Annotated in this window: 22 protein-coding genes; 19 read left to right on the top strand and 3 right to left on the bottom strand. The window is 57.1% G+C overall.

Translation table 11 applies throughout. The annotated features are described in order from the left end of the window. The first annotated feature begins 7 nt into the window (after positions 1–7). From AC4PCC_RS12690 to AC4PCC_RS12645, 10 genes are all read left to right on the top strand, one after another. Positions 8–802 carry a metal-dependent hydrolase gene (locus AC4PCC_RS12690; protein WP_067703212.1) on the top strand — a complete coding sequence of 265 codons (795 nt, stop codon included), beginning with the start codon at positions 8–10 and terminating at the stop codon, positions 800–802. A 287-nt stretch (positions 803–1089) separates the two neighbouring features. Next, positions 1090–2523, top strand: a complete 1434-nt coding sequence (gene ptsG / locus AC4PCC_RS12685; RefSeq protein WP_067703216.1) for a PTS glucose transporter subunit IIBC — start codon at positions 1090–1092, stop codon at positions 2521–2523. A gap of 170 nt (positions 2524–2693) precedes the next feature. Beyond that, positions 2694–3044, top strand: a complete 351-nt coding sequence (hinT, locus tag AC4PCC_RS12680; protein ID WP_492124762.1) for a purine nucleoside phosphoramidase — start codon at positions 2694–2696, stop codon at positions 3042–3044. A gap of 31 nt (positions 3045–3075) precedes the next feature. Further along, the gene (locus AC4PCC_RS12675) at positions 3076–3444 is read left to right on the top strand and encodes a YcfL family putative periplasmic lipoprotein (RefSeq protein WP_067703721.1); all 369 of its coding nucleotides are present in this window, start codon (positions 3076–3078) and stop codon (positions 3442–3444) included. A gap of 23 nt (positions 3445–3467) precedes the next feature. Then, positions 3468–4055, top strand: coding sequence for a penicillin-binding protein activator LpoB (gene lpoB / locus AC4PCC_RS12670; protein ID WP_492127515.1), 588 nt, complete (start codon positions 3468–3470; stop codon positions 4053–4055). Then, complete coding sequence (thiK, locus tag AC4PCC_RS12665) at positions 4039–4878, top strand: thiamine kinase (RefSeq protein WP_492124761.1); 840 nt, start codon at positions 4039–4041, stop codon at positions 4876–4878. The genes lpoB and thiK overlap by 17 nt, the downstream gene beginning before the upstream one ends. A gap of 30 nt (positions 4879–4908) precedes the next feature. After that, positions 4909–5919 carry a beta-N-acetylhexosaminidase gene (gene nagZ, locus AC4PCC_RS12660; protein ID WP_492124760.1) on the top strand — a complete coding sequence of 337 codons (1011 nt, stop codon included), beginning with the start codon at positions 4909–4911 and terminating at the stop codon, positions 5917–5919. A 31-nt stretch (positions 5920–5950) separates the two neighbouring features. After that, the gene (gene ycfP, locus AC4PCC_RS12655; RefSeq protein ID WP_067703228.1) at positions 5951–6493 is read left to right on the top strand and encodes an alpha/beta hydrolase YcfP; all 543 of its coding nucleotides are present in this window, start codon (positions 5951–5953) and stop codon (positions 6491–6493) included. A 230-nt stretch (positions 6494–6723) separates the two neighbouring features. Next, entirely contained in the window at positions 6724–8028 is a 1305-nt protein-coding gene (locus tag AC4PCC_RS12650; RefSeq protein ID WP_345831335.1) for an NAD(P)/FAD-dependent oxidoreductase, read from the top strand. A gap of 292 nt (positions 8029–8320) precedes the next feature. Next, complete coding sequence (locus tag AC4PCC_RS12645) at positions 8321–8860, top strand: glycine zipper 2TM domain-containing protein (protein WP_492124759.1); 540 nt, start codon at positions 8321–8323, stop codon at positions 8858–8860. Positions 8861–10379: 1519 nt separating this feature from the next. Here the strand turns inward: AC4PCC_RS12645 and mfd are convergent. Then, complete coding sequence (gene mfd / locus AC4PCC_RS12640) at positions 10380–13823, bottom strand: transcription-repair coupling factor (RefSeq protein WP_492124758.1); 3444 nt, start codon at positions 13821–13823, stop codon at positions 10380–10382. A gap of 79 nt (positions 13824–13902) precedes the next feature. Continuing rightward, positions 13903–14112, bottom strand: coding sequence for a hypothetical protein (locus AC4PCC_RS12635; RefSeq protein ID WP_492124757.1), 210 nt, complete (start codon positions 14110–14112; stop codon positions 13903–13905). Positions 14113–14385: 273 nt separating this feature from the next. Between AC4PCC_RS12635 and lolC the strand changes: the two genes are divergently transcribed. From lolC to cobB, 4 genes are all read left to right on the top strand, one after another. Then, positions 14386–15585, top strand: coding sequence for a lipoprotein-releasing ABC transporter permease subunit LolC (gene lolC / locus AC4PCC_RS12630; protein ID WP_492124756.1), 1200 nt, complete (start codon positions 14386–14388; stop codon positions 15583–15585). Beyond that, the gene (lolD, locus tag AC4PCC_RS12625) at positions 15578–16282 is read left to right on the top strand and encodes a lipoprotein-releasing ABC transporter ATP-binding protein LolD (protein WP_492124755.1); all 705 of its coding nucleotides are present in this window, start codon (positions 15578–15580) and stop codon (positions 16280–16282) included. Before lolC ends, lolD begins: the two co-directional genes overlap by 8 nt. Next, positions 16279–17523 (top strand): lipoprotein-releasing ABC transporter permease subunit LolE, encoded by a 1245-nt coding sequence (gene lolE / locus AC4PCC_RS12620; RefSeq protein WP_492127514.1) that lies wholly within the window; start codon positions 16279–16281, stop codon positions 17521–17523. Before lolD ends, lolE begins: the two co-directional genes overlap by 4 nt. Before the next feature lie 67 nt (positions 17524–17590). Then, the gene (gene cobB / locus AC4PCC_RS12615; RefSeq protein ID WP_492127513.1) at positions 17591–18424 is read left to right on the top strand and encodes a Sir2 family NAD+-dependent deacetylase; all 834 of its coding nucleotides are present in this window, start codon (positions 17591–17593) and stop codon (positions 18422–18424) included. 213 nt (positions 18425–18637) lie between these two features. On the opposite strand, the gene AC4PCC_RS12610 is transcribed toward cobB, so the two are convergent. Beyond that, complete coding sequence (locus AC4PCC_RS12610; RefSeq protein ID WP_492124754.1) at positions 18638–19015, bottom strand: hypothetical protein; 378 nt, start codon at positions 19013–19015, stop codon at positions 18638–18640. A 469-nt stretch (positions 19016–19484) separates the two neighbouring features. Here AC4PCC_RS12610 and AC4PCC_RS12605 point away from each other — a divergent pair, with 469 nt between their 5' ends. From AC4PCC_RS12605 to AC4PCC_RS12585, 5 genes are read left to right on the top strand one after another with little or no spacing between them, the layout of a single operon-like run. Continuing rightward, positions 19485–21134 (top strand): ABC transporter substrate-binding protein, encoded by a 1650-nt coding sequence (locus AC4PCC_RS12605; RefSeq protein WP_492127512.1) that lies wholly within the window; start codon positions 19485–19487, stop codon positions 21132–21134. A 49-nt stretch (positions 21135–21183) separates the two neighbouring features. Then, positions 21184–22143 carry an ABC transporter permease gene (locus tag AC4PCC_RS12600; protein WP_492124753.1) on the top strand — a complete coding sequence of 320 codons (960 nt, stop codon included), beginning with the start codon at positions 21184–21186 and terminating at the stop codon, positions 22141–22143. After that, entirely contained in the window at positions 22143–23090 is a 948-nt protein-coding gene (opp4C, locus tag AC4PCC_RS12595) for an oligopeptide ABC transporter permease (protein ID WP_492124752.1), read from the top strand. The genes AC4PCC_RS12600 and opp4C overlap by 1 nt, the downstream gene beginning before the upstream one ends. Beyond that, positions 23087–24130, top strand: coding sequence for an ABC transporter ATP-binding protein (locus AC4PCC_RS12590; protein WP_492124751.1), 1044 nt, complete (start codon positions 23087–23089; stop codon positions 24128–24130). The genes opp4C and AC4PCC_RS12590 overlap by 4 nt, the downstream gene beginning before the upstream one ends. Continuing rightward, entirely contained in the window at positions 24127–25095 is a 969-nt protein-coding gene (locus tag AC4PCC_RS12585) for an ABC transporter ATP-binding protein (RefSeq protein ID WP_067703259.1), read from the top strand. The genes AC4PCC_RS12590 and AC4PCC_RS12585 overlap by 4 nt, the downstream gene beginning before the upstream one ends. Positions 25096–25106: the final 11 nt, after the last annotated feature.

Below are 25106 nucleotides of genomic sequence, written 5' to 3'. Positions count from 1 at the left end.
AGTTATTATGTTTTTAGTCGATTCACACTGCCATCTTGATGGCCTGGATTATGAAAATCTTCATCAGGACGTCTCCGACGTACTGGCTAAGGCCGCCGCCCGCGACGTGAAGTTTATGCTGGCCGTTGCCACCACGCTGCCCGGCTATACCGCCATGAGGCAGCTGATTGGCGACAGGCCAAACGTGGCATTCTCATGCGGCGTACACCCGCTCAACCAGGAAGAAGAGTGGGATTTCGCCGATCTTCGCCGGCTGGCGGCCGACCCTCGCGTGGTGGCGATGGGAGAAACCGGGCTGGACTATCACTACCAGCAGGAAACGAAAGCGCAGCAGCAGGCCTCTTTCCGCGAGCACATCCGCACTGGTCGCGATCTGAATAAGCCCGTTATCGTCCATACGCGCGCCGCGCGCGAGGATACGCTTTCCATCCTGAAAGAGGAGCAGGCAGAGGCATGTGGCGGCGTATTGCACTGCTTTACCGAGGATCGTGAAACGGCGGAAAAACTGCTGGATATGGGCTTTTATATCTCTTTCTCCGGCATCGTCACCTTCCGCAACGCTGAAGCGATCCGCGAGGCGGCACGCTATGTGCCTCTCGACAGAATGCTGGTGGAGACTGACTCACCTTACCTGGCACCCGTTCCCTACCGCGGTAAGGAAAACCAGCCGGCCTGGACGCGCGACGTTGCGGAGTATATGGCCGTATTAAAAGGCGTGAGCATTGAGGAAATGGCTGAAGCGACCACGCAAAACTTCTCTACGCTGTTCCACGTCCCGCTCTCTGAGCTGTCAGACCGCTAAATAATTTTACTGCTCGTAATAATTTGTTGCCGATCGTAATGTGCATCGCCTTCACAGGGCGGTGCCGTTTTTTTATGGTCAGGAATTGGCGGTTACCAGAAAAATACGCTACGAATGCAACGAATGTTAGATGAAACGTGACAATCATCAAACAAATCATGACCGATTTATTTTACAGTTCGTAATAAATATTGAGAGCGTAACAACGCTCCTTCGGCAGTGGGACCTCCCCCCATTGCCACGCGTACCGCGCGGATAAAAGCACTCATACTCAGGAGTTTGACACTATGTTTAAAAATGCATTTGCAAACCTGCAAAAGGTCGGTAAATCGCTGATGTTACCGGTATCGGTCCTGCCGATTGCCGGTATCCTGCTGGGCGTCGGTTCGGCTAACTTCAGCTGGCTGCCTGCCGTAGTTTCTCACGTTATGGCTGATGCGGGTGGCTCCGTCTTTGCCAATATGCCGCTGATATTTGCCATCGGCGTGGCGCTGGGGTTCACCAATAATGACGGCGTTTCGGCGCTGGCTGCGGTAGTCGCCTACGGGATTATGGTTAAAACCATGGCAGTGGTAGCGCCGCTGGTACTGCATATTTCTGCGGCGGAAATCGACGCTAAACACCTGGCCGATACCGGTGTACTCGGGGGGATCATCGCCGGTTCCATCGCTGCCTATATGTTTAACCGCTTCTATCGCATCAAGCTGCCTGAGTATCTGGGCTTTTTTGCCGGTAAGCGTTTTGTCCCGATTATTTCCGGGCTGGCGGCTATATTCCTGGGCGTCGTGCTCTCATTTATCTGGCCACCGGTGGGTACCGCCATTCAGGAGTTCTCACAGTGGGCCGCCTATCAGAATCCGGTGGTGGCTTTCGGCATCTATGGCCTGATTGAACGCGCACTGGTGCCGTTCGGGCTGCACCATATCTGGAATGTTCCTTTCCAGATGCAGATTGGCGAATTTACTAACGCGGCCGGCCAGGTGTTCCACGGTGATATTCCGCGCTATATGGCGGGCGATCCAACTGCCGGTAAACTGTCAGGCGGCTTCCTGTTCAAAATGTACGGACTGCCTGCTGCGGCGATTGCTATCTGGCACTCCGCTAAGCCTGAGAACCGCGCGAAAGTGGGCGGCATTATGATCTCCGCCGCGCTCACGGCCTTCCTGACCGGGATCACCGAGCCGATTGAATTCTCATTCATGTTCGTGGCGCCGATCCTCTATGTGATTCACGCTATCCTTGCCGGGCTGGCATTCCCAATCTGTATTCTGCTGGGCATGCGTGATGGCACCAGCTTCTCCCACGGGCTGATTGACTTTGTGGTACTGAGCGGCAACAGCAGCAAAATCTGGCTGTTCCCGATTGTCGGCATCATTTATGGTCTGGTTTATTACACCATCTTCCGGGTAGTGATTGCTAAGTTCAATCTGAAAACCCCGGGGCGTGAAGATGCAACCCGCGATCAGGCTACGGGTAACGCCAGCGAGATGGCGGCTAATCTGGTGGCGGCCTTTGGCGGTAAGGAAAATATTACAAACCTGGATGCCTGTATCACCCGTCTGCGCGTTAGCGTGGCCGACGTGTCTAAGGTCGATCAGACCGGCCTGAGAACGCTGGGGGCCGCAGGGGTGGTCGTGGCGGGTTCGGGCGTTCAGGCCATTTTCGGTACTAAATCCGATAACCTGAAGACCGATATGGATGACTACATGCGCAAGCTGTAACCGTTAGTCAGTACCACTGAGGGCGCGAAAGCGCCCTTTTTTTATCTCTGTGGGGCTGAAATGCTGCAAAGGCGCGCATTCAGGGAAAGAAAAGTGACGGTAAGGTTGAATGAAATTGAATTTCTCGCTCATACTGCGATAAATCAATCTGCCGCTCAAGGATATGCACCATGGCTGAAGAAACCCTGTTCAGTAAAATCATCCGCCGCGAAATTCCGGCTGACATCCTCTATCAGGATGAGCTGGTTACCGCGTTTCGTGATATCTCTCCCCAGGCGCCCACCCATATTCTGGTGGTGCCAAACATCCTGATCCCAACCGTGAATGATACGGTAGCGGGCCATGAGGCTGCCCTGGGTCGAATGATTACCGTGGCGGCTAAAGTGGCAAAACAGGAAGGTATTGCAGAAGACGGCTACCGGCTGATCATGAACTGCAATCAGCACGGTGGGCAGGAGGTGTATCATATCCATCTGCACCTCATCGGGGGCCGTCCTTTAGGGCCAATGCTGGCAAAGTAAATGCACGTTTAACGCGGATACCTACTCTATGATGCGCGCTCTTGCTACGGGCATGACGCTGATTGCACTCCTCAGCGGATGCAGCAGTGATACCACCACCATTAATACCTCACAGTCGCTGGTGATGGAGTCGTCGGTGCTCTCAGCCGGGATAACCACCGATGAGCCGACCCTGTCGGAGCATGAGGGGCAGCAGCGCGCCTCTTCGGTACTGTACAATCAGCAGGAGAGGGCGGTAACGCTCCACTATCGATTCTACTGGTATGACGATAAGGGGCTGGAGATACTGCCCTTCGAGCGTCCGCGTACCGTCACCGTCGCGCCACACGACAAAATTGAAATATCATCGCAAACCGGTAATCTGACCGCCAGTAAGGTCAGGCTCTATTTGTATCTGTAAGAGGTCATTGCGTGGAAAGGAAAATAACCAAACGTTCGGGCGTGCTGTTACTGGCACTGATCCTCAGCGGCTGTATCAGCCATCAACAGCAGCAGACGCAGCCGCCTGCACCGGTAGAACCGGCCCAGCCAGCCCAGCCCGTACCGCCGCCACCCCAGCCGGGGCCGATCGAGACGGTGCCGGTGCCGCCTAAAATGCAGTCCATCAACTGGGACGCCAGCGTTACCCCGCTGGTGGCGCAGATGCTGAAAGCGGATGGCGTCACCACCGGCAGCGTACTGCTGGTAGATAACGTCAAAAACAGTACCAACGGTAGCCTGCAATCGTCTAAGGCGACGGGTGCGCTGCAAAATGCCCTGGCCAACAATACACAGTTTACCCTGGTCACCCCACAGCAGCTGGCAACGGCTAAGCAGACGCTGGGCCTTTCCGCGGAAGACAGTCTTGGCTCACGCAGCAAGGCGGTCGGTCTGGCGCGCTATGTTGGCGCACAGTATGTGCTCTACAGCAATGCGGAAGGGGACGTGAAGTCACCCACGCTGCAAATGCAGCTGATGCTGGTGCAGACCGGAGAAATTATCTGGTCGGGTAGCGGTGTCGTTCAGCATTGATCCGTCGCTAAGCCAGCTTATTGCACACCAGTTTCCGGCGGTTAAACCCGCCGGTTCTTTTTATCCGCTGCCGGGCCTGACCGGCCTGAGTGGAAAATTGCAGGTGGGTGATGTGACGCTGCTGGCGCGTCAGCAGCAGGAAAGCACGCCGATGCCGGGCATTGACCGTCGGCGTGAATATCATATTCTGCGTGGGCTTAGCGGCAGCGGTCTCGCGCCTGTCGTGCAGGGTTATAACCGGCGCTGGCTACTGTTGCACTGGCAGGCGGGAAGGACGCTTACCCTGGATGAGTTTTCGCAGCGGCTACCCGATATTACGGCGCAGGTGTCGGCGCTGCATCAGCAACCGCTGAGCGGCTTTCGCCTGCTGCTGCTGCCGCTGCTGGAAAAGTACTGGCTGTTAAGCCACGCGTCGCGTCGGCATATCCGCTGGCTGAACGCGCTGCGCCGCTGTCAGCGGCAGGGCGAGCCTAAGCCGCTGCGGCTGGCGCTGCTGCATATGGATATCCACCCGGGCAACATCGTGACGCAGACCGGGGACGACCTGCATCTGATTGACTGGGAATATGCCAGCGACGGCGACGTCGCGCTGGAGCTGGCAGCGATGATCGCGGGTAACGATCTCTCTCTGGCACAGCAGGAGAGTCTGATCGCAGACTATGCGATACGGCAGCAGCTTGATCCGGCGGTGCTGCGCCAGCAGATCCGCAGCTGGGCGCCGTGGCTGAGGCTACTGATCGCCTGCTGGTATGAACGACGCTGGCAGCAGAGCGGTGACAAATTGTATGACGGGCTGGCGACAGAAGCCTGGCAGCAGATCTAATCGAAGAAGAGGTGTGAAGTGGGACCGGTAATGTTAGACGTGCTCGGCTACGAGCTGGATGCGGAAGAGCGTGAAATTTTACAACATCCACTGACGGGTGGGCTGATCCTGTTCAGTCGAAACTACCACGACCCGGCTCAGCTGCGGGAGCTGGTGAGGCAGATTCGACAGGCTTCCCGTCATCGGCTGATCGTGGCCGTCGATCAGGAAGGCGGACGCGTTCAGCGCTTCCGCGAAGGCTTTACCCGCCTGCCAGCCATGCAGTCATTCGCGGCGCTTCACCCGCAGGCGGAAGCGGTAAAGCTGGCGGAGCAGGCGGGCTGGCTGATGGCGTCGGAAATGATCGCCATGGACATCGACATTAGCTTTGCGCCAGTGCTGGATATTGGCCACGGCAGCGCAGCCATTGGCGAACGCAGCTTCCATCAGGATCCGGCCATCGCGCTCATTCTGGCGCGCCATTTTATCAGTGGTATGCGCAGCGCCGGTATGAAGACCACCGGTAAGCATTTTCCGGGCCATGGTGCGGTCAGCGCAGACTCTCATCTGGAGACGCCGCGCGACAATCGCAGCGAAGCGGAAATCCGCCAGCATGATATGCAGATATTCCGCCAGCTCATCGACGAACAGGCGCTGGATGCCGTGATGCCCGCCCACGTCATTTATACTCAGGTGGACAGCCGACCCGCCAGCGGCTCGCCACACTGGTTAAAAACGGTGCTGCGCGGTGAGCTGGGCTTTAAGGGGGTGATTTTCTCCGACGATCTGTCGATGGAAGGCGCGGCGATTATGGGCAGCTATGCGGAGCGAGGCGAAGCCTCGCTGGCTGCGGGCTGCGATATGATTCTGGTATGCAACAATCGCGACGGTGCGGTAAGCGTGCTCGATAATCTGTCCCCGATCAATGCTGAGCGCGTCACCTCCCTTTATCATCAGGGCACTTTTACCCGCGAGCAGCTGATGGCGTCTGTCCGCTGGAAAGAGGCGCATCAAACCCTGAGCGCACTGCAGACGCGCTGGCTGGCGCATAAGGGTAGTTGACCGGCTAACACCACAGAGAGGATGGCAGACGATGATAATCTACTTGCACGGTTTTGATTCAACCAGCCCGGGTAATCATGAAAAGGTCCTGCAACTGCAATTTATTGATGCGGATGTGCGGCTGCTGAGCTACAGCACGCTGCATCCTAAGCACGATATGCAGTTTCTGCTGAACGAGACGGATAAGCTGCTGCAAAGCAGCAGTGACGACAGGCCCCTCATTTGCGGCGTGGGTCTGGGCGGTTTCTGGGCGGAGCGCATTGGCTTTCTTAGCGATATCCGCCAGGTGATGTTTAACCCCAATCTGTGGCCTGAAGAGAACATGGTAGGGAAGATCAATCGCCCGGAGGAGTACGTTGATATCGCCAGCAAATGCGTGAGTAACTTTCGTGAAAAGAATCGCGATCGCTGCCTGGCGGTGCTTTCCCGTCAGGATGACGCGCTGGACAGTCAGCGTTCCGCGGCCGCGCTGCAAAGTTTCTACGAGATTATCTGGGACGAAACCGAAGGCCACAAATTTAAGAATATCGCGCCCCATCTTCAGCGTATCAAAGCCTTTAAAACGCTGGGTTAACCGTTCAGGCAGCGTGGACGTTGCTCCGCTGCCTGAATTTTACCTGCGCCTCTTAGTACTATTCTGAGTTCACCAGACAAAAATTGACCTGTATCAATTTTTGCACGACCCCTGATTTTCCCCGTGCTATTCTGCCAGCAGATAGCGAATTAAACTCGCCAACCCTATGTTAATTAAGGATATTAATTTAACCTTTAGTTAACGATTGGTTCACATTTTAAGGGGGTCGTTTGACTACACCAATGAAGAAGATCGTTATTGTCGGCGGAGGTGCTGGTGGTCTGGAGCTGGCCACGCAGCTTGGGCAAAAACTGGGGCGGAAAAACAGAGCGGAAATCACGCTGGTCGATCGCAACCACAGCCACCTGTGGAAACCACTGCTGCATGAAGTGGCGACCGGATCGCTGGACGAAGGCATCGACGGACTCAGCTATCTGGCCCATGCCCGCAATCATCACTTCCACTTCCAGCTGGGGACGTTAACCGCTATCGATCGTGAAAACAAACGACTGCATCTGGCGGAGATCCGTGATTCGCACGGCGAGCTGCTGGTGCCGGAGCGTGAGATCGCGTGGGATACGCTGGTTATGGCGTTGGGCAGTACCTCTAATGACTTTGGCACGCCGGGCGTCAAGGATAACTGTATCTTCCTGGACAACCCACACCAGGCGCGTCGCTTCCATAATGAAATGCTTAACCTGTTTCTCAAATTCTCCGCCAGCGAAGGGGTGAAAGAGAAGGTGAATATCGCCATTGTCGGCGGGGGGGCTACGGGCGTTGAGCTTTCAGCTGAACTGCACAATGCGGTTAAACAGCTTCACAGCTATGGCTATAAGGGGCTGGATAATAAGGCGCTGAACGTGACGCTGGTCGAGGCGGGTGAGCGCATTTTACCCGCGCTGCCGCCGCGCATTTCCACCGCGGCCACCCACGAGCTGACCAAACTTGGCGTGCGCGTACTGACCCAGACGATGGTGACCAGCGCCGATAAGCAGGGGCTGCACACGAAATCGGGCGAAGTGATCGAAGCCGATCTGATGGTCTGGGCGGCGGGCATTAAGGCTCCGGACTTTATGAAAGAGATTGGCGGGCTGGAGACCAACCGTATCAATCAGCTGGTGGTTGAACCGACGCTCCAGACCACACGTGATGCGACTATCTATGCCATCGGTGACTGCGCCTCCTGCGCACTGCCGGAAGGGGGATTTGTCCCGCCACGCGCGCAGTCTGCTCACCAGATGGCGTCGCGGGTGATGGACAATATTCTTGCAGAGATGAAAGGCAAGAGTCAGAAAGCCTACGTCTATAAGGATCACGGTTCGCTGGTTTCGCTTTCGCGTTTTAGTACCGTGGGTAGCCTGATGGGAAATCTGATGCGTGGCTCGATGATGGTAGAAGGGCGCATCGCGCGTTTCGTCTATATCTCACTTTATCGTATGCATCAGGTGGCGCTGCATGGTTATTTTAAAACCGGTCTGATGATGCTGGTAGGCAGTATTAACCGCGTTATCCGTCCCCGCCTGAAGCTGCACTAGGCCCTGTTTCGGTCCTGTTGCTGAACGCGATGTAGTAAAACTCAGGGTGGCGCGTCCACCCTGAGCCTTTCAGATTCACCTATTCCGCGCACCTGCCAGTCAGAACACTCTTAAAAGCTTTTACTTATGTCAAACCGTTACTTTTCGTCCGGTATTCTTATTGTCACATCTGGTCCTGATGCGCACAATTCAATGCAATACCACGGCGCGTCGCGCACGCCGAGTACAAACTCCTGCAACGAGATTGTGCAGAAGGAAAGAATGCGCGGTAACAATTTCAGGAGGGTGTCCTGTGAATAAATCAATGTTGGCGGGTATCGGGATTGGCGTGGCGGCTGCGCTGGGTGTGGCAGCGGTAGCGAGTATGAACGTATTTGAACGTGGTCCTCAGTACGCACAGGTGCTTTCTGCTACCCCGATTAAAGAGACCTCTAAAAACCCACGTCAGGAGTGTCGGAATATTACGCTGACCCACCGTCGTGCGGTTCAGGATGAAAACCGCATTGCCGGTTCCGTTCTGGGCGCCGTGGCCGGTGGCGTGCTGGGTCATCAGTTTGGTGGCGGTCGTGGCCGCAGCGTGGCAACCGTTGCCGGTGCGCTGGCGGGTGGCTATGGCGGTAATCAGGCGCAGGGTGCGCTGCAGGATCGGGATACCTATACCACTACCGAGCAGCGCTGCAAGACGGTTTACGATAAGCAGGAAAAGATGATGGGTTATGATGTGACCTATAAGATCGGTAGCCAGCAGGGCAAAGTCCGTATGGATAACGATCCCGGTACGCGTATCCCACTGGACAGTAATGGTCAGCTTATCCTGAACGATAAAGCGTAATAACGGCTCAGAAACTGGCTGTGCAGGCTGGGATACCTGCTGTGTGGGTGGGTAGTCCCGGCGTTTGCAGGCTGGTTATGTGAGCTGCGGTGTCTGCGGTGTCGGTAAGTAATCCCGGCGTTTGCAGGCTGGTTATGTAAGCTGCGGTGTCTGCGGTGTCGGTGGATAATCCCAGGCATTGCCGGGCGTCCTCACGCCACGCTACGCGTGGTGCCTTTGGCTCCGACTTCAGGCCGGACGGCCCGGTCGCGAGCGGGCATCCCTGCCCGCCGCTCCCTGAGGGCAGCGTCCCTGCTGCCCTCGCCTGGCCTTCCATCTACGCCGCAGCGCTGCGGAATGCACGGCAATGGCTGGGATTATCCACCTCTCGGGCTTTAGAGCCGCCTTTATAAATAAAACAATAAACAAAACTATATAAATAGAACGATAAAAAAACTATATAACGATAAGCAAAACTATTTTTAAGTTTAGCCCCAACGCAGCTTTTAGCTAAAATGTTACTGTTTCCTGAGGGCAGCATTTTGCGGCTTTGTGAGAGGGTTTCCGTTAAATCGATTTAATCGGCAGTTTCCCAGGCTCCTGCCCGCTAATACTTCTCCTGTTACTGTCCTCCGATTGGGCCGCTGCTATCCTCATCCATTTTGATTATTCAGCCAGGTATTCTGACTGGAGCTGTTAATCACAGTCAGCATTGTGCATAAGCGTGTAGGAAGGGCGGCGCTTTCAGACATATTCGCCTGGCTGGCTTATAAGTAACAGCAACGTGGGTAGTGATGGAATATATCGCCCAGATTGAAAGCAAAGTAATCATGCAAACCAGATGAAAAAAGTATGACTGAGAGTCCTCTGGCTTTCTTCGGGGTAAGTCATGGACAATTAAAGCGACTCAGAGGCCTGCGTATTAACAGGGTTTGACTGATATAGCGCAGGTGCATGGTAAAGGCCGGGATTCTATTGAAAGCGACTCTGTAGCCTGAAAGGTGGGTAAGCCCTGTGGTTGACGGGCATTCCGCAGCGCTGCGGCAGAGACGAATGGCCAGGCGAGGGCAGCAGGGACGCTGCCCTCAGGGAGCGGCGGGCAGGGATGCCCGCTCGCGACCGGGCCGTCCGGCCTGGAGTCGGAGCCAAAGGCACCAGGCAAAGCCTGGCGTGAGGACGCCCGGCAACCACAGGGCTTACCCACCGGCAAAGCAGAAATTGCAGCCCGCACAACTAGCCGGTAAATGCAGGGCTTACCCACCGGCAGAGCAGAAATGGCAGCCCGCCCAATTAGTCGGCAACCACAGGGCTTACCCACCGGCAAAGCAGAAATTGCAGCCCGCACAACTAGCCGGTAAATGCAGGGCTTACCCACCGGCAGAGCAGAAATGGCAGCCCGCCCAATTAGTCGGCAACCACAGGGCTTACCCACCGGCAGAGCAGAAATTGCAGCCCGCACAACTAGCCGGTAAATGCAGGGCTTACCCACCGGCAAAGCAGAAATTGCAGCCCGTACAACTAGCCGGAGCATCAGCTCCAATCAGGCTGCATTCGCCAGAATCTGCCCCATAAACTCCCGCACCCACTTCATTCGTGCCTTACGCTCGCCAAGATCGCGGATAAACTTCAGCTTCGACGGGCCATCCAGCTGCCAGTGTTTTGGTTCCTTCTGCAACAGCCCAATAAGCCAGCCGGGATCGGCCCGGTTCTTCTCTGCAAACTCGATGAAACCGCCTTTCTCGCTCGCCTCAATGCGACGGATACCCAGCTGCTTCGCCACCATACGCAACGCCGCAATGTCCAACAGATTACGGGCGGCATCCGGCAGCTGACCGAAGCGATCGATCAGCTCCACCTTCAAATCTTCCAGATCGCCTTCTTCCCCAGCGCTGGCAATGCGCTTATAGAATGACAGACGGGTACTGACGTCGGGAATGAAATCATCCGGCAGCAGAGACGGCATACGCAACTCGACCTCCGTCTGGCCGTTGGTCAAATCCTCCAGCGAAGGCTCCCGGCCCTCCTTCAACGCATCAACGGCGTTCTCCAGCAGCTCCATATACAGAGAAAAGCCAATGGTTTCCATCTGGCCGCTCTGATCCTCGCCAAGCAGTTCGCCCGCGCCGCGAATTTCCAAATCGTGGGTAGCCAGCGCAAAGCCCGCCCCTAAATCCTCCAGCGAGGCGATGGCTTCCAGCCGCTTCTGAGCATCGCCGGTCATCGCTTTTGGATGCGGCGTCAGCAGCCAGGCATAGGCCTGATGATGTGAACGACCTACGCGCCCGCGCAGCTGGTGAAGCTGGGCAAGACCGAAGCGATCGGCGCGCTCGATAATAATGGTATTGGCGGTCGGAATATCAATTCCGGTCTCAATGATGGTCGTACAAACCAGCACGTTAAAACGCTGATGGTGAAAATCATTCATCACGCGTTCCAAATCCCGCTCGCGCATCTGGCCGTGCCCGATGGCAACGCGGGCTTCAGGCACCAGCTCCGACAGACGGTTCGCCGCTTTCTCGATATTCTCAACGTCGTTATACAGATAGTAAACCTGACCGCCGCGCAGCACCTCACGCAGAATCGCCTCGCGCACGGCTAAATCGTCATACTGTCGCACGAAGGTTTTTACCGCCAGACGACGGGCCGGAGGCGTGGCGATAATCGAGAGGTCACGCATGCCGCTCATCGCCATATTCAGCGTACGCGGGATCGGCGTGGCCGTCAGCGTCAGAATATCGACATCGGCCCGCATCGCCTTAATGCGCTCCTTATGGCGCACGCCAAAACGGTGCTCCTCATCGACAATCAGCAGCCCTAAATCGCGCCACTTCAGTTCGCTGGCCAGCAGCTTATGGGTGCCAATCAGGATATCGATCTTGCCTTCCCGCGCCTCTTCCAGAATCTGCGTCTGCTCCTTAGCGGTGCGGAATCGGGACAGCATCTCTATGCGTACCGGCCAGTTGGCGAAGCGATCGCGGAAATTATCATAGTGCTGCTGCGCGAGCAGGGTGGTGGGGACCAGTACCGCCACCTGCTTGTGGTTTTCAACCGACAGGAAAGCCGCACGCATGGCGACTTCAGTCTTCCCAAAGCCCACGTCGCCGCAAACCAGCCGATCCATTGCCAGCGGCTGACACATATCACTGAGCACGGCATTGATCGCCTGAGCCTGATCGGGCGTGGTTTCAAACGGGAAGCTCTCGCAGAACAGCTGATACTGCTCGCGGTCATGTTTGAAGGCAAAACCCGCTTTCGCCGCGCGCAGCGCGTAGATGTCGAGCAGCTCTGCCGCCACATCGCGGACTTTTTCCGCCGCCTTTTGCCGTGCGCGTGACCAGGCATCGCTGCCCAGCTTATGCAGGGGTGCATTTTCATCGGCGCCGCCCGCATAACGGCTGATCAGGTGCAGCGAATTAACCGGTACATAGAGCTTCGCATCGCCGGCATAGGTCAGAATCAGATACTCGGCGGTAATTCCGCCCGTTTCCAGCGTCGTCAGCCCCATATAGCGCCCGACGCCGTGTTCCAGATGCACCACCGGCTGACCGGGATGGAGCTCGGCCAGGTTGCGGATCAGCACGTCTGGATTGATGGTGCGGCGGCTATCCTGACGACGGCGACTGACGCGCGCGCCGAGCAGGTCGCTTTCGCAGATCACGGCCCGCTGGCGCAGGCCGTCAATAAAGCCGTGCTCGCTGGCCCCGATCATCAGATAGTGCCCGCCCGGCCCGGTTTCACTCAGCGCAGCGATCGCGCGTGGAGAAATTTTGATACGGGCCAGCAGCTCCTGAAGCGCTTCGCGACGTCCTTCGCTCTCCACGGAAAAAATCACCGGGCCGCTAAACGACTCCAGGAACTGACGGAGCGCATCGAGCGGTGCTTTAGCCTGGGCCTGCACCGCGATATCGGGCAGCGTCTGATAGTTCAGGTTCGTATTGGCGGTTTTTTCCGGTAGCGCTTCGCTTTTGAACTGCATGCGCGGCCATTTTTTTAGCTCGCTGAACAGCTCATCGGTACGCATCCAGAGCGATTCGGGCGGCAGCAGAGGGCGCATTGGGTCTACGCGACGGTTTTCAAACCGGGCCGTTACCTCATGCCAGAAACGGTCCGCACTGCCTTCCAGGTCGCCGGTATTGATCAGCAGCGTCCCGGCGGGGAGATAGCTGAATAACGGCGGCAGCGGCTGCTCGAAAAACAGCGGCTGCCAGTATTCGATCCCGGCGGGAAGCGTGCCTTTACTGACCTGCTGATAGATATGCTCAGCTTCACGCCTGACGTCAAAATGCTCGCGCCACTGGCTGCGGAACCGTTCAATGGCCGCCTTATCCGTGGGGAACTCATGAGCAGGCAGCAGGTTAATCGCCGCGACCTCTTCCAGCGTGCGCTGGCTGTCGACGTCAAACAGACGCAGGCTGTCGATCTCGTCATCAAAGAAATCAATGCGGTAGGGCTGTTCGCTGCCCATCGGATAGAGGTCGAGGAGTGCGCCGCGAATGGCATATTCCCCGTGCTCCATCACCTGATCAACATGGCGATAGCCCGCCTGGTCCAGCTGACTGCGCAGCGTATCGCGTGAAAGCTGCTGCCCTTTCTGCATTACCAGCGCGTGACCGTGCAGAAAACTGTGCGGGCAAACGCGCTGCATCAGCGTATTGATCGGCAGGATCAGAACGCCATGGGTCATGGCAGGCAGGTGGTACAGGGTGGAGAGCCGCGAGGAGATAATATCCTGATGCGGAGAAAAACTGTCGAAGGGCAGCGTCTCCCAGTCTGCCAGGCTGATAACCGGCTGGTCGGTGAACTGTTTGATCTCATCAAGCAGGCGCAGGGCATTTTGCATATCGGGTGCTATCAGCACCACCGGGCCAGCATGACGTTCAATAATTTCTGCGCATTCTACTGCGCAGGCGGCACCGGTAAGTTGACCCAGTTGACGCTGGTCACCGGCTTTCGTGGGCAGGGTATATCGACTCTGTTCAGGCATAATCTCTCAGGCAGTCTCTTCGCAGTAGGGAGAGCGGGACACAGGCAGTGTTCCCGATTCAGCTCACCGGAGTATACCTCTATTTTGGAGATTGTTGGGTGTAGTGCATTCTGGGTCGGTCAATATTTGCCCACATCAGTTCATTTTCGGCATGATAGCTGTGGTTCCCATCGTCCCATTTAACGTAGTAGCCCGCCGGGGCGGCACCCTGTTCAAAGACGTTAACCACTAATCCCTTAATTTCTCCCGTTTTATGCCTGACGATGCTGCCTTTAGGATATTTTGACATCTTTACCCCTCACCATTCCGCTCTTCGACCCCGTTTTCCGCTCGCGTCATACCCTCTCTTTCAGAGGGGTTTTATAAGTTTACGCTGGTTATTGCTGGTTAATCACGCAAATAGCGCATAATTTTTGTTCGTCTGGCGTGTGCCAGACATCTCTGTTGTTTTTGCTGACAAAACAAAGCAGCCCGCTCAGCGGCTTAGAGGTTCCATAACGCCCGGCTAACCTTTATTATCTTCGATCACTTTTCGCCATCGATTCGCTAAAAGACGGAATACATGTATCAACCTGTCGCGTTATTTATTGGCCTGCGCTATATGCGCGGACGAGCTTCAGACCGCTTTGGGCGGTTTGTCTCCTGGCTTTCGGCCATCGGCATCACGCTGGGGGTGCTGGCGCTGGTCACCGTACTCTCGGTGATGAACGGATTTGAGCACGAGCTGGAAAAAAGCACCCTGAACCTGATGCCGCAGGCGCTCATTGCGTCCGACACGGGATCGATCAATCCCCAGCAAACGCCCGCCAGTGAGCTAAAGCTACAGGGCGTCAGCCGCATCGCGCCGCTCACCACCGGTGACGTGGTCCTGCAAAGCGCCCGCAGCGTCGGCGTGGGGGTGATGCTCGGTATCAATCCCGATGAGCCGGACCCGCTGACGCCCTCGCTGGTTAACGTCAGCCAGACCGTGCTCCAGCCCGGTCAGTACAACGTCATTATGGGTGAGCAGCTGGCGAACCAGCTCGGCGTGAAGCGCGGTGAGCAGATCCGTCTGATGGTGCCTTCGGCCAGCCAGTTTACGCCAATGGGCCGACTGCCCAGCCAGCGCCTGTTTACGCTTGCCGGCACCTATGCGGCGAACAGCGAGGTCGACGGCTATCAGATTCTGGTGAACCAGCAGGACGCATCGCGTCTGATGCGCTATCCGGCAGGAAACATCACCGGCTGGCGCCTGTGGCTGGATAAACCGCTACAGGTGGATACGCTCAGTCAGCAAACGCTGCCCAAAGGTCTGGTATGGAAAGACTGGCGCGAGCGCAAAGGCGAGCTGTTCCAGGCCGTGCGCATGGAAAAAAATATGATGGGGCTGCTGCTCAGCCTGATTGTCGCCGTGGCCGCCTTTAACATTATTACCTCGCTGGGCCTGTTAATTATGGAGAAGCAGGGTGAAGTGGCGATCCTGCAGACCCAGGGGCTGACCCGCCGCCAGATTGTGATGGTGTTTATGGTGCAGGGCGCAACGGCAGGCATCGTTGGCTCGGTACTTGGCGCGCTGCTTGGCGTGCTGCTGGCCAGCCAGCTGAATAATCTGATGCCGCTGATTGGCGCGTTCCTCGACGGCGCGGCGCTGCCGGTGGAGATCTCTGTTCCGCAGGTGGTGACCATTGTGATTTCCGCGATGGTCGTTGCCTTGCTTTCAACGCTTTATCCTTCCTGGCGCGCGGCCGCCGTTCAACCCGCAGAGGCTTTACGTTATGAGTAACCCGATGTTGTTGCAGTGCAAAAACCTGTGCAAACGCTATCAGGAAGGAACGGTTCAGACTGACGTACTGCGTAACGTTTCATTCAATATGGCTCCCGGCGAGCTGATGGCGATTGTCGGCAGCTCCGGCTCCGGTAAAAGTACCCTGATGCACCTGTTGGGGGGGCTGGATACGCCCACTTCGGGAGAGGTGATCTTCAATGACCGCTCACTGAACGTGCTCTCATCTGCGGCAAAGGCGGAATTACGCAATCGCGAACTCGGCTTTATCTATCAGTTTCACCACCTGCTGCCGGACTTTAGCGCACTGGAAAATGTCGCCATGCCGCTGCTGATTGGCAAAGCCGGCAAGAGTGAGGCCGAGGGTAAGGCGCGCGAAATGCTGGCGGCCGTTGGCCTGGAAAAACGTGCGGCGCATCGCCCCTCTGAACTCTCCGGCGGCGAACGTCAACGGGTGGCGATTGCCCGCGCGCTGGTTAATAACCCACGGCTGGTTCTGGCGGACGAGCCGACGGGTAACCTGGACGCGCGCAATGCCGATGCCATTTTCGACCTGCTGGGCGAACTGAATGTGCGTCAGGGGACTGCGTTCCTGGTCGTCACCCACGATCTTAACCTGGCGAAACGCCTGACCCGCCAGATGGAAATGCGCGACGGTGAGCTCAGCGAGCCTGTCACGCTGGCAGGAACGCGCTGATGGGATCGCTCTCACTTCTTCTTGGACTGCGCTTTAGCCGTGGTCGCCGCCGTAGCGGTATGGTTTCGCTGATATCGGTTATCTCCACGGTCGGCATTGCGCTGGGCGTGGCGGTACTGATTGTCGGGCTGAGCGCGATGAACGGCTTTGAGCGGGAGCTCAACAACCGCATTCTGGCGGTGGTGCCCCACGGTGAGATCGAGCCGGTGAATCAGCCCTTTACCGGCTGGCAGAGCCTGCTGCCGAAAATCGCTGAGGTGAACGGCATTGCCGCCGCAGCGCCCTATATTAACTTTACCGGTCTGATTGAAAGCGGAGCAAAGCTACAGGCGGTGCAGGTTAAAGGCGTCGACCCGCAGCAGGAGAGTCGGCTGAGTGCGCTGCCCGCCTATGTACAAAACAATGCATGGAGCAGCTTCGCGGCGGGTAAGCAGCAGATTATTCTCGGGCAGGGCGTGGCAAAAAGCCTGAAGGTTAAACAGGGTGACTGGCTCTCGATTATGATCCCTAACAGCGATCCCGGTCACAAGCTGTTGCAGCCTAAACGCGTCCGTTTACAGGTCAGCGGTATACTGGCACTCAGCGGCGCGCTCGATCATAGCCTTGCGCTGGTGCCGCTGGCGGATGCCCAGCAGTACCTGGGAATGGGTGACAACGTCACGGGCATTGCGCTTAAAATGGATAACCCCTTTAACGCTCAAAAGCTGGTGCGCGACGCGGGGGAGGTGACCCACTCCTACGTCTATATTCGCAGCTGGATTGGCACTTATGGCTACATGTACCGCGATATTCAGATGATCCGCGCTATTATGTATCTGGCGATGGTGCTGGTGATTGGCGTGGCCTGTTTTAACATCGTCTCCACGCTGGTGATGGCGGTGAAGGATAAGAGCGGGGATATCGCCGTGCTGCGCACCCTGGGCGCAAAGGATGGTCTTATTCGGGCAATATTTGTCTGGTACGGTCTGATGGCCGGGCTGGTGGGCAGCGTAAGCGGCGTGGTGGTCGGCGTGTTGGCCGCGTTTAATCTCACGCCGATTATTCGCGGGCTTGAAACCTTAACCGGTTATCACTTTCTGTCAGGCGATATCTATTTTATCGACTTTCTGCCCTCCGAGGTTCACTGGCTGGATGTGGCTATTGTGCTGGTCACCTCGCTGGTACTCAGCCTGATTGCCAGCTGGTATCCGGCCCGACGCGCCAGCCGCATCGACCCCGCCCGCGTGCTGAGCGGTCAGTAAACGGGAATCAGGCATCAGACGTACGCGGTCGCGCGTACGTCTGCACGTTAAGGATCAAGAAATTATGATGCGAACACCCCGTCGCCGGCTGAGGCTGGCACGTTACAAGAAAACCCGACGTCAGGTGCACCAGCGCTTTCGCCAGCGCATCTTTGAGCGCGATCGCACGCTGGAAATCGCCCGTCATCCTCTGCCTCGCGTTGTGGTTCTGACCGGCGCCGGGATCTCCGCTGAGTCCGGTATCCGCACCTTTCGCGCTGCCGATGGCCTGTGGGAAGACTACAGGGTGGAAGATGTGGCCACGCCGGAGGGCTTCGCCCGCGATGCGCAGCAGGTGCAGAATTTCTACAACACCCGTCGTCGCCAGCTCCAGCAGCCTGAGATCCAGCCCAATGCCGCTCATCTGGCGCTGGCCGAGCTGGAGGCTGCGCTGGGGGACAATTTCCTGCTGGTCACGCAGAATATTGATAACCTGCATGAGCGGGCGGGCAACCGCAATATCATTCATATGCACGGCGAGCTGCTTAAAGTGCGCTGCGTCAGCAGCGGCCAGCTGCTGCACTGGGCTGAGGACGTCAAGCCTGATGACCGCTGCCACTGCTGTCAGTTTCCTGCCGTGCTGCGCCCGCACGTGGTGTGGTTTGGTGAAATGCCGCTGCAGATGGATGAAATTTACGACGCGCTGGGTAAGGCGGATTATTTTATCGCCATCGGTACGTCCGGTCATGTCTACCCGGCAGCGGGATTTGTGCACGAGGCGAAACTCCAGGGCGCGCACACCGTAGAGCTGAACCTTGAGCCAAGCCAGGTGGGAAGTGAATTTCAGGACAAAGAGTATGGCCTGGCCAGCGAGGTCGTACCGGCTTTTGTCCGTAGCCTGCTGGACAGGATCGGCAAATAATTCGGCTTATTATACGCGGCAGGCTGGACCCCCGATAATGCCAGCCCGCTGCGCTGCCGTTTGAGCGCGTAAAGGCAGGTTGCTGCCTGAGCGCTCACCCGCAGGTTGCCGCGTATCAATGCCCGAGCCGGGGCGCCAGTTAGGGGCGTCACGGCTTATCTGCGCGCTGTATCAGGGCGTGGTGTATCAGGCAACCCGGTTAAGCAGGGAACCTTAGCGGTCGGGAATACTAATGGTCAGCCCGGCTTTATCGGTACAGGGTTTTGTGACCCAGCGTTTTTTCTTATAGTCATACTCTGTCTTGTTATATTCGCGTTCAGTATAGGGCTCAACGGTAATATCTGAAGATGAACGCATGGCTTTGTGAGAGAGTAGGTAACATTTTTCCGAACTGATTTTATCTCCCCGCTTTTCAATCTCCTCTGTTATCCTCAGCACCTCAGATCCGCTATTATTTCTTTCGCCCAGGGCGATGCATAAATCAGTTTCTGAGAGTGCGGAGAGCTTTTTCGTTGATACGCTATAGTGGGAACAGCCTGAAAGACAAACAAATATAAAAGCGAGAAGGGCGGAGATTTTTTTATTCTTCATCGTAATGATCCTTATTTTGATGTCAGGGAATAAATTATAATTAACAGTTAACCTCAATGAATTTGATTAATCTGCCGTACAGGCTGAACAACCTCTCAGGCCAATCGCTTACAGCGGGACAGGGCTTTCCATACGGAGTGTTAGAGTAAATATTCCGCTGTTATGATGCAAAAAAATGCGGCCCTGTGTTTAGCGTGCATATACTCTTTCCGGCAATTTTCTCCCGCAAAAGAAAGGCAATTAACTGCGGTGTACCCAGGCTTTAGCATGAATTCAGCATTGCTTTGCCACCTATTTACTAAGGATATATTGCTATAAGTCATACGCTTTCGTTGTTAGACAGGAACGGGGGCGACTCTTATCTTTCGTCATTATTTGTCATTTCAACAGGCAATTATTTGATGAGGGAACAGTTTTGAACGGGTTACTAACCAGATTAAAAATAAAACCTGCGGGCGTAACGTCAGCAATGAATGTCGCGCTGTTCAGCGGCATGATGGCTTTCTCTTACCTGGCAAACGCCGATGAGATACTCAGGGAGGGGGTCACGCCTGCAACGGACGCCAGCCAGATCCCGGCGGCGGCAGAGCAGCGTAAAGATACCGTGGTCGCCGGTATCTCCGAACCTCAGGGGATTTTTAATCCCTACTTTTTTGTTAACGGCTGGGACGAGAACGTCACCAACGTGATTTTCTCCCGTCTGATTGACTGGGACAGTCAGGGTAAGCTGGTGCCGGGGCTGGCGGCAAGCTGGACCGTCAGTCCTGATAATAAAGTCTATACCATCAAACTGCGCCCGAACCTGACCTTCAGCGATGGCTCACCGCTCACCGCTGCCGACGTCGCCTTTACCCTCACCGTGCTATACGATCCGCACTATGATGGGGATACCGATATCACCCTCGCCAATATTGCCGGTGGCGCCGGGTATAAAGCCGGTAAGGCCGACAGCGTCAGTGGCCTGAAGGTGATCGACCCGCTGACGTTACAGGTCACTACCACTCAGCCGGGTGCTACCACGCTCGCAAAAATCGGCGGGCCGGTGCTGTCCAAAGCCTGGTACGGCAAAGGTTATCAGCGCGGTAATCTGGATTATCTGCGGACTCTACACGGCAAACCGCTGGGCAACGGGCCTTACGTCTACGATAAATACCTTCCCGGTCAGGAGATCCGCTTTCACGCCAATAGCCATTTTTATCGCGGTACGCCACCCACGCCGCGCTTTATCTATCGTGTTACGAATCCCTCTACCAACTTCCAGCTGTTCCAGACTGGCGAAACCGACTACGACGCGTTCACATCGCGTCCGGATGATATAGAGCAGCTGAAGCTGCTCGGCTTTGCCAATATAAATCTGTACGGCTCAAGTGATTACAGCAAGGTGGAATTCAACGTTCGACGTCCGGCGCTGCAGGATGTGAAAGTGCGTCAGGCGCTGATCTACGGGCTGGACCGTCAGAAGCTGATCGATGTGGTGTATCAGGGCTACGGCAGGGTCGCTAATGAACCCATTGCGCCGATCTCCTGGGCTTATGACACCCAGGGGGTAAACCCCTATAAATACGACCCGGCGCAGGCCAGCAGGCTGCTGGATGAGGCGGGCTGGAAGCCGGGACCCGACGGTATTCGCGTTAAAGCGGGTAAGCGGCTGGAACTGACGCTGCTGGTGAGCAAGAAAGTGCTTAATGATGCGCTGATCCCTATTGCTAAAGAGAACTGGCGGCAGATTGGCGTGCTGCTGAAGCCGCAGGTGGTGGATTTCAATGCGCTGATGGCGCAGCGCAAAGCGGGTAACTATGACCTGGCCTCTTTCAGTACCAGTACGCTGAACGACCCCCACGACGGCGTCTGGGACTTCTACAGTACCGAGGCGAAAGAGTCCGGGTATAACAATCCGCAGGTCGACAAGCTTATCGGCGAGGGTAATGCGGTGCTGGACGTTGATAAACGTAAACCCATTTATCATCAGCTATACCAGGTGCTGGCAGCCGATCCGCCGGCGATCCTGCTGGGCTACCGGCAGATCCTCTCGGCAAGCAGCGCCAGGGTCAGCGGCTTTAAACCCGATATCTATAACGGGCTCACCGGCAGCCTGCCAGATGTGAAAATTACCCGATAACCCCTCTCTGTCGCGGCCGCCGGGCGTTCCGGGGCTGTTGGAAAACGTGATGAGAAATTTTATTCTGCGGCGACTGCTGCAAACGCTGCCGATGCTGCTGCTCGCCTCATTTATCATCTTTATGCTGTTTGCGAAAACCCCCGGCGACTTTATTGATGGCAATATTACGCTTACCGCCGCCCGCGCCGCAGAGCTGAAGGCTATTTATGGCCTCGACCAGCCGCTGTTCACCCGCTATCTGCACTGGCTTGCTCAGCTGGTACGCGGGGATCTGGGCTTCTCGCTGCAATATCAGATCCCGGTCAGTCAGCTGCTCGATCAGTACATCTGGAACTCCTTCCTGCTGGCGATCGTTGCGCTGGTGCTTTACTGGGGCATCGGGCTTACGGTCGGCGTTGCCTCGGCGATGAAACCCAATTCGCTGTTCGACCATCTGGTCAGCATCCTGGTCTTCGCCGCCATGTCGTTCCCTACCTTTTTCCTCTGCCTGCTGCTTATTAAATGGTTTGCCGTCGATCTGCACTGGCTGCCGGTGGGTGGCATGACGAATACCGGCAGCGACGCGACCGGCTGGGCGTGGGTCATGCAGGTGGCTGCACACCTGGCGCTGCCGGTGGTGGCGCTGGTGATGCTTCAGGCGGGCAGCCTGACGCGCTATTTTCGCGCCAGCATGCTGGACGTGGTGAAGATGGATTTTATCCGCACCGCCCGCGCTAAAGGACTGCGCGAACGCACGGTGATCTTCCGTCACGCGCTGCGCAATGCGCTACTGCCGGTGATTACCCTGCTCGGGTTTGAACTGCCCGGACTCTTCTCCGGCGCCATTATTACGGAAAAGGTCTTTAACTGGCCCGGTGCCGGGCATATCCATATCGACTCGCTGGCCGCCCGGGATTACCCGGTGCTGATGGGCTTCACCCTCTTTCTGGCGGTATTAACCATTCTCGGCAACCTGATTGCCGACGTGCTTTACGCGTGGGCTGACCCGCGTATTCGGGTGAGGTCGTGATGCTCAGTTCGTTATTTTCAACCGGTCGTCGCCTGCGTAAAGCGGAAATACCGATGCTGGCACAGGTGACGCCCTCCCCATGGCATCAGGCCTGGCACGCGCTGTGCCGGAACCCGCTGGCGATGCTGTGCCTGTTGTTACTGACAGTGATGGCCGTCTGGTGCGTACTCGGCCCGCTCTGGTCACCGTGGCAGGATGATGCCACCGATGCGCTAATGATCAATAAACCGCCCGGCGCCGCGCACTGGCTTGGGACGGATTTTCTCGGCCGTGACGTGTATACCCGTCTGCTGATGGCCGGCCGCATCTCGCTGATTATCGGCCTGCTAACTATGCTGCTCTCCGTGACGCTTGGTTATCTGCTCGGCGCGGTATCAGGCTATGCGGGTGGTCTGACCGATAAGATTATTATGCGGCTGGCAGACCTGGTGATGACCATTCCCGGGCTGCCGCTGCTGATTGTGGCCGGAGCGATGCTTTCGGAACTCGATTTCTCACCGGATTCGCGTATCTATATGGTGGTGGTGATGTTAAGCCTGCTGGAGTGGCCAAAGCTGGCGCGGCTGGTGCGCGGGCAGATCCTCTCCCTGCGCGAGCGCGATTTTATGCTGGCGACGCGCATCCTTGGCCTCTCATCGCGCCGCCGTCTGTTTGGGCATCTGCTGCCCAACACTGTCCCGATTCTGGTGGTCATGGCAACCATGGCGGTGGCCAATGCTATTCTTAGCGAATCCGCGCTGAGCTATCTGGGGCTTGGCGTCGTGCCGCCGATGCCTTCATGGGGCAATATGATGGATGCGGCCAACAGCCTGATCGATTTTCAGCGCCGCCCGTGGCTGTGGATGCCGCCGGGGATCGCCATTTTTATCACCGTCATCGCCATCAATGTGCTGGGCGATGGCCTGCGCGACGCGCTGGATCCGAAGATGAAAAGGAGTCTGAAGTGAGCGCGCCGCTGATCGCTTTTGACCGGTTATCCGTCTCGTTTGCCGCCGGGCAGGGCCGCGTACGGGCGGTGCAGGAGGTCTCCTTTTCGCTCAATGCCGGGCAGACGCTCGGCATTGTGGGTGAGTCGGGCTGCGGTAAGAGCGTCACCGCAATGTCACTTATGGGTCTGCTACCGCCCCAGGCGGCGCGCATCGACGGCGGCGAGATTCGCTTCCAGGGCAGCGATCTGCTGCGGCTTAAATCTACAAAGATGGCCGATCTGCGTGGCAACGAGCTGGCGATGATTTTTCAGGAGCCGATGAGCGCCCTGAATCCGGTGCTGACGATTGGCGAACAGCTGTGCGAGCCGCTAATCCGCCACCGCGCAGCGTCGCCCAAAGCCGCCTGGCAGCAGGCGACGCGGCTGATCTCTGAGGTGGGGCTGGCGGGGGCGGAGAAGCTGATGCGCGACTACCCACATCAGCTATCCGGCGGTATGCTCCAGCGCATAATGATCGCCATGGCGCTGAGCTGTAAGCCGAAGCTGCTGATTGCCGATGAGCCGACCACCGCGCTGGATGTGACCGTGCAGGCGCAAATCCTGCAGCTGCTGCGAGACCAGGCGCGGGCACACCGGATGGCGCTGATGCTGATCACCCATGACTTAGGCGTTATCGCACAGATGGCGGAGCAGGTAGTGGTGATGTATGCCGGACGTATCGTCGAGCAGGGACCCACCGCTGAAGTACTGCGTAACCCGCTGCATCCTTATACCCGGGGGCTTATCGCCTCGCGTCCGGTGCCGGGAGAACGGCGGCGGCGGCTCTACTCGATCCCCGGTCAGGTGCCGGATCTGGCCGCACTGCCGCCTTACTGCGCCTTCGTGGACCGCTGCGACCGGGCAACCGCGCGCTGTCGTCGCGGCATTCCCCCTTTGGTTGGACAGGCGCCACCGTCGGTCGGGCAGGTGCGACAGCCGGGCGGAGAGGTGCAGGGGTCGGTCAGACAGGTGCGACAGGCAGCCTGTTTCCACAGTGCGTTAGCGGAGCCAGCAGAATGAACGCCGAGTATGTTATTGAAGTGGAAGGGCTGAAAAAGCACTTCCCGCTGCGTGATGGGCTGTTTGGCCGGGAAACCGGGCAGCTCCGTGCGGTAGATGGTGTGAGTTTCCGTATCCGGCAGGGGACGATTTTTGGGCTGGTGGGGGAGTCAGGAAGCGGTAAAACCACGGTTGGCCGCACGCTGCTGGGGTTGTATGACAAAACGGCGGGCAGCGTGAAATATCGCGGGCAGGAGACAGAGACGCTGTCGCAGGCGGAGCTGCGCGCGCTGCGGCCAAAGATACAGCTGGTGTTTCAGGATCCTTACAGCTCGCTGAACCCGCGCATTCGCGTCGGCGACGCCATTGGTGAAGCGATGCTGGAGCACAAGCTCTGCACCCGTGCGGCACTGTATGACAGGGTGATTGATGTCATGAAAGTTTGCGGCCTCGCCCCCGAACATTACGACCGTTTTCCGCATGAGTTCTCCGGCGGTCAGCGTCAGCGCATCGGCATTGCCCGTGCACTGATCCTCAATCCGGATTTTATTGTTGCCGATGAGCCCATTTCGGCGCTGGACGTTTCGATTCAGGCGCAGATTATCAATCTGTTTTCCGATCTGCGCGATGAGCGCGGTGTAACCTTTCTGTTTATCTCCCACGATCTCGGCGTGGTCGAGCATCTGTGCGATGACGTTGCGGTAATGTATCTTGGCCAGCTGGTGGAGACCGCCAGCCGTGACGCGCTGTTCAGTCAGCCGCTGCACCCCTACACGCAGGCGCTGCTGGCGGCGGTACCCACGCTGGACCCGGGGAGTGAACCAACAGCGATAGTCCAGGGCGAGATCCCCGATCCTTCACGTCCTCCCTCCGGGTGTCGCTTCTCTGCCCGCTGCCCACTGGCAACGGCTCTCTGCCGTCGGGAACCTCCCGTGCTGCGGCAGGTTGCGCGTGAGCACTTTGTCGCGTGTCATTTGGTGGAGTAGAAGGCAGGGCA

Source organism: Erwinia sp. L03-1 (genome assembly GCF_058686115.1).
This window is presented reverse-complemented; position numbering and strand designations above follow the sequence as displayed.

Excerpts from the sequence above, each read along its gene's own strand:
- hinT (WP_492124762.1), top strand. The coding sequence starts at position 2,694 with ATGGCTGAAGAAACCCTGTTCAGTAAAATCATCCGCCGCGAAATTCCG.
- opp4C (WP_492124752.1), top strand. The coding sequence starts at position 22,143 with ATGCTCAGTTCGTTATTTTCAACCGGTCGTCGCCTGCGTAAAGCGGAA.
- ptsG (WP_067703216.1), top strand. The coding sequence starts at position 1,090 with ATGTTTAAAAATGCATTTGCAAACCTGCAAAAGGTCGGTAAATCGCTG.
- ycfP (WP_067703228.1), top strand. The coding sequence starts at position 5,951 with ATGATAATCTACTTGCACGGTTTTGATTCAACCAGCCCGGGTAATCAT.
- AC4PCC_RS12675 (WP_067703721.1), top strand. The coding sequence starts at position 3,076 with ATGCGCGCTCTTGCTACGGGCATGACGCTGATTGCACTCCTCAGCGGA.
- cobB (WP_492127513.1), top strand. The coding sequence starts at position 17,591 with ATGCGAACACCCCGTCGCCGGCTGAGGCTGGCACGTTACAAGAAAACC.
- AC4PCC_RS12605 (WP_492127512.1), top strand. The coding sequence starts at position 19,485 with ATGAATGTCGCGCTGTTCAGCGGCATGATGGCTTTCTCTTACCTGGCA.
- AC4PCC_RS12610 (WP_492124754.1), bottom strand. The coding sequence starts at position 19,015 with ATGAAGAATAAAAAAATCTCCGCCCTTCTCGCTTTTATATTTGTTTGT.
- AC4PCC_RS12635 (WP_492124757.1), bottom strand. The coding sequence starts at position 14,112 with ATGTCAAAATATCCTAAAGGCAGCATCGTCAGGCATAAAACGGGAGAA.
- nagZ (WP_492124760.1), top strand. The coding sequence starts at position 4,909 with ATGTTAGACGTGCTCGGCTACGAGCTGGATGCGGAAGAGCGTGAAATT.
- lolD (WP_492124755.1), top strand. The coding sequence starts at position 15,578 with ATGAGTAACCCGATGTTGTTGCAGTGCAAAAACCTGTGCAAACGCTAT.
- lolC (WP_492124756.1), top strand. The coding sequence starts at position 14,386 with ATGTATCAACCTGTCGCGTTATTTATTGGCCTGCGCTATATGCGCGGA.
- AC4PCC_RS12600 (WP_492124753.1), top strand. The coding sequence starts at position 21,184 with ATGAGAAATTTTATTCTGCGGCGACTGCTGCAAACGCTGCCGATGCTG.
- AC4PCC_RS12585 (WP_067703259.1), top strand. The coding sequence starts at position 24,127 with ATGAACGCCGAGTATGTTATTGAAGTGGAAGGGCTGAAAAAGCACTTC.
- mfd (WP_492124758.1), bottom strand. The coding sequence starts at position 13,823 with ATGCCTGAACAGAGTCGATATACCCTGCCCACGAAAGCCGGTGACCAG.
- AC4PCC_RS12690 (WP_067703212.1), top strand. The coding sequence starts at position 8 with ATGTTTTTAGTCGATTCACACTGCCATCTTGATGGCCTGGATTATGAA.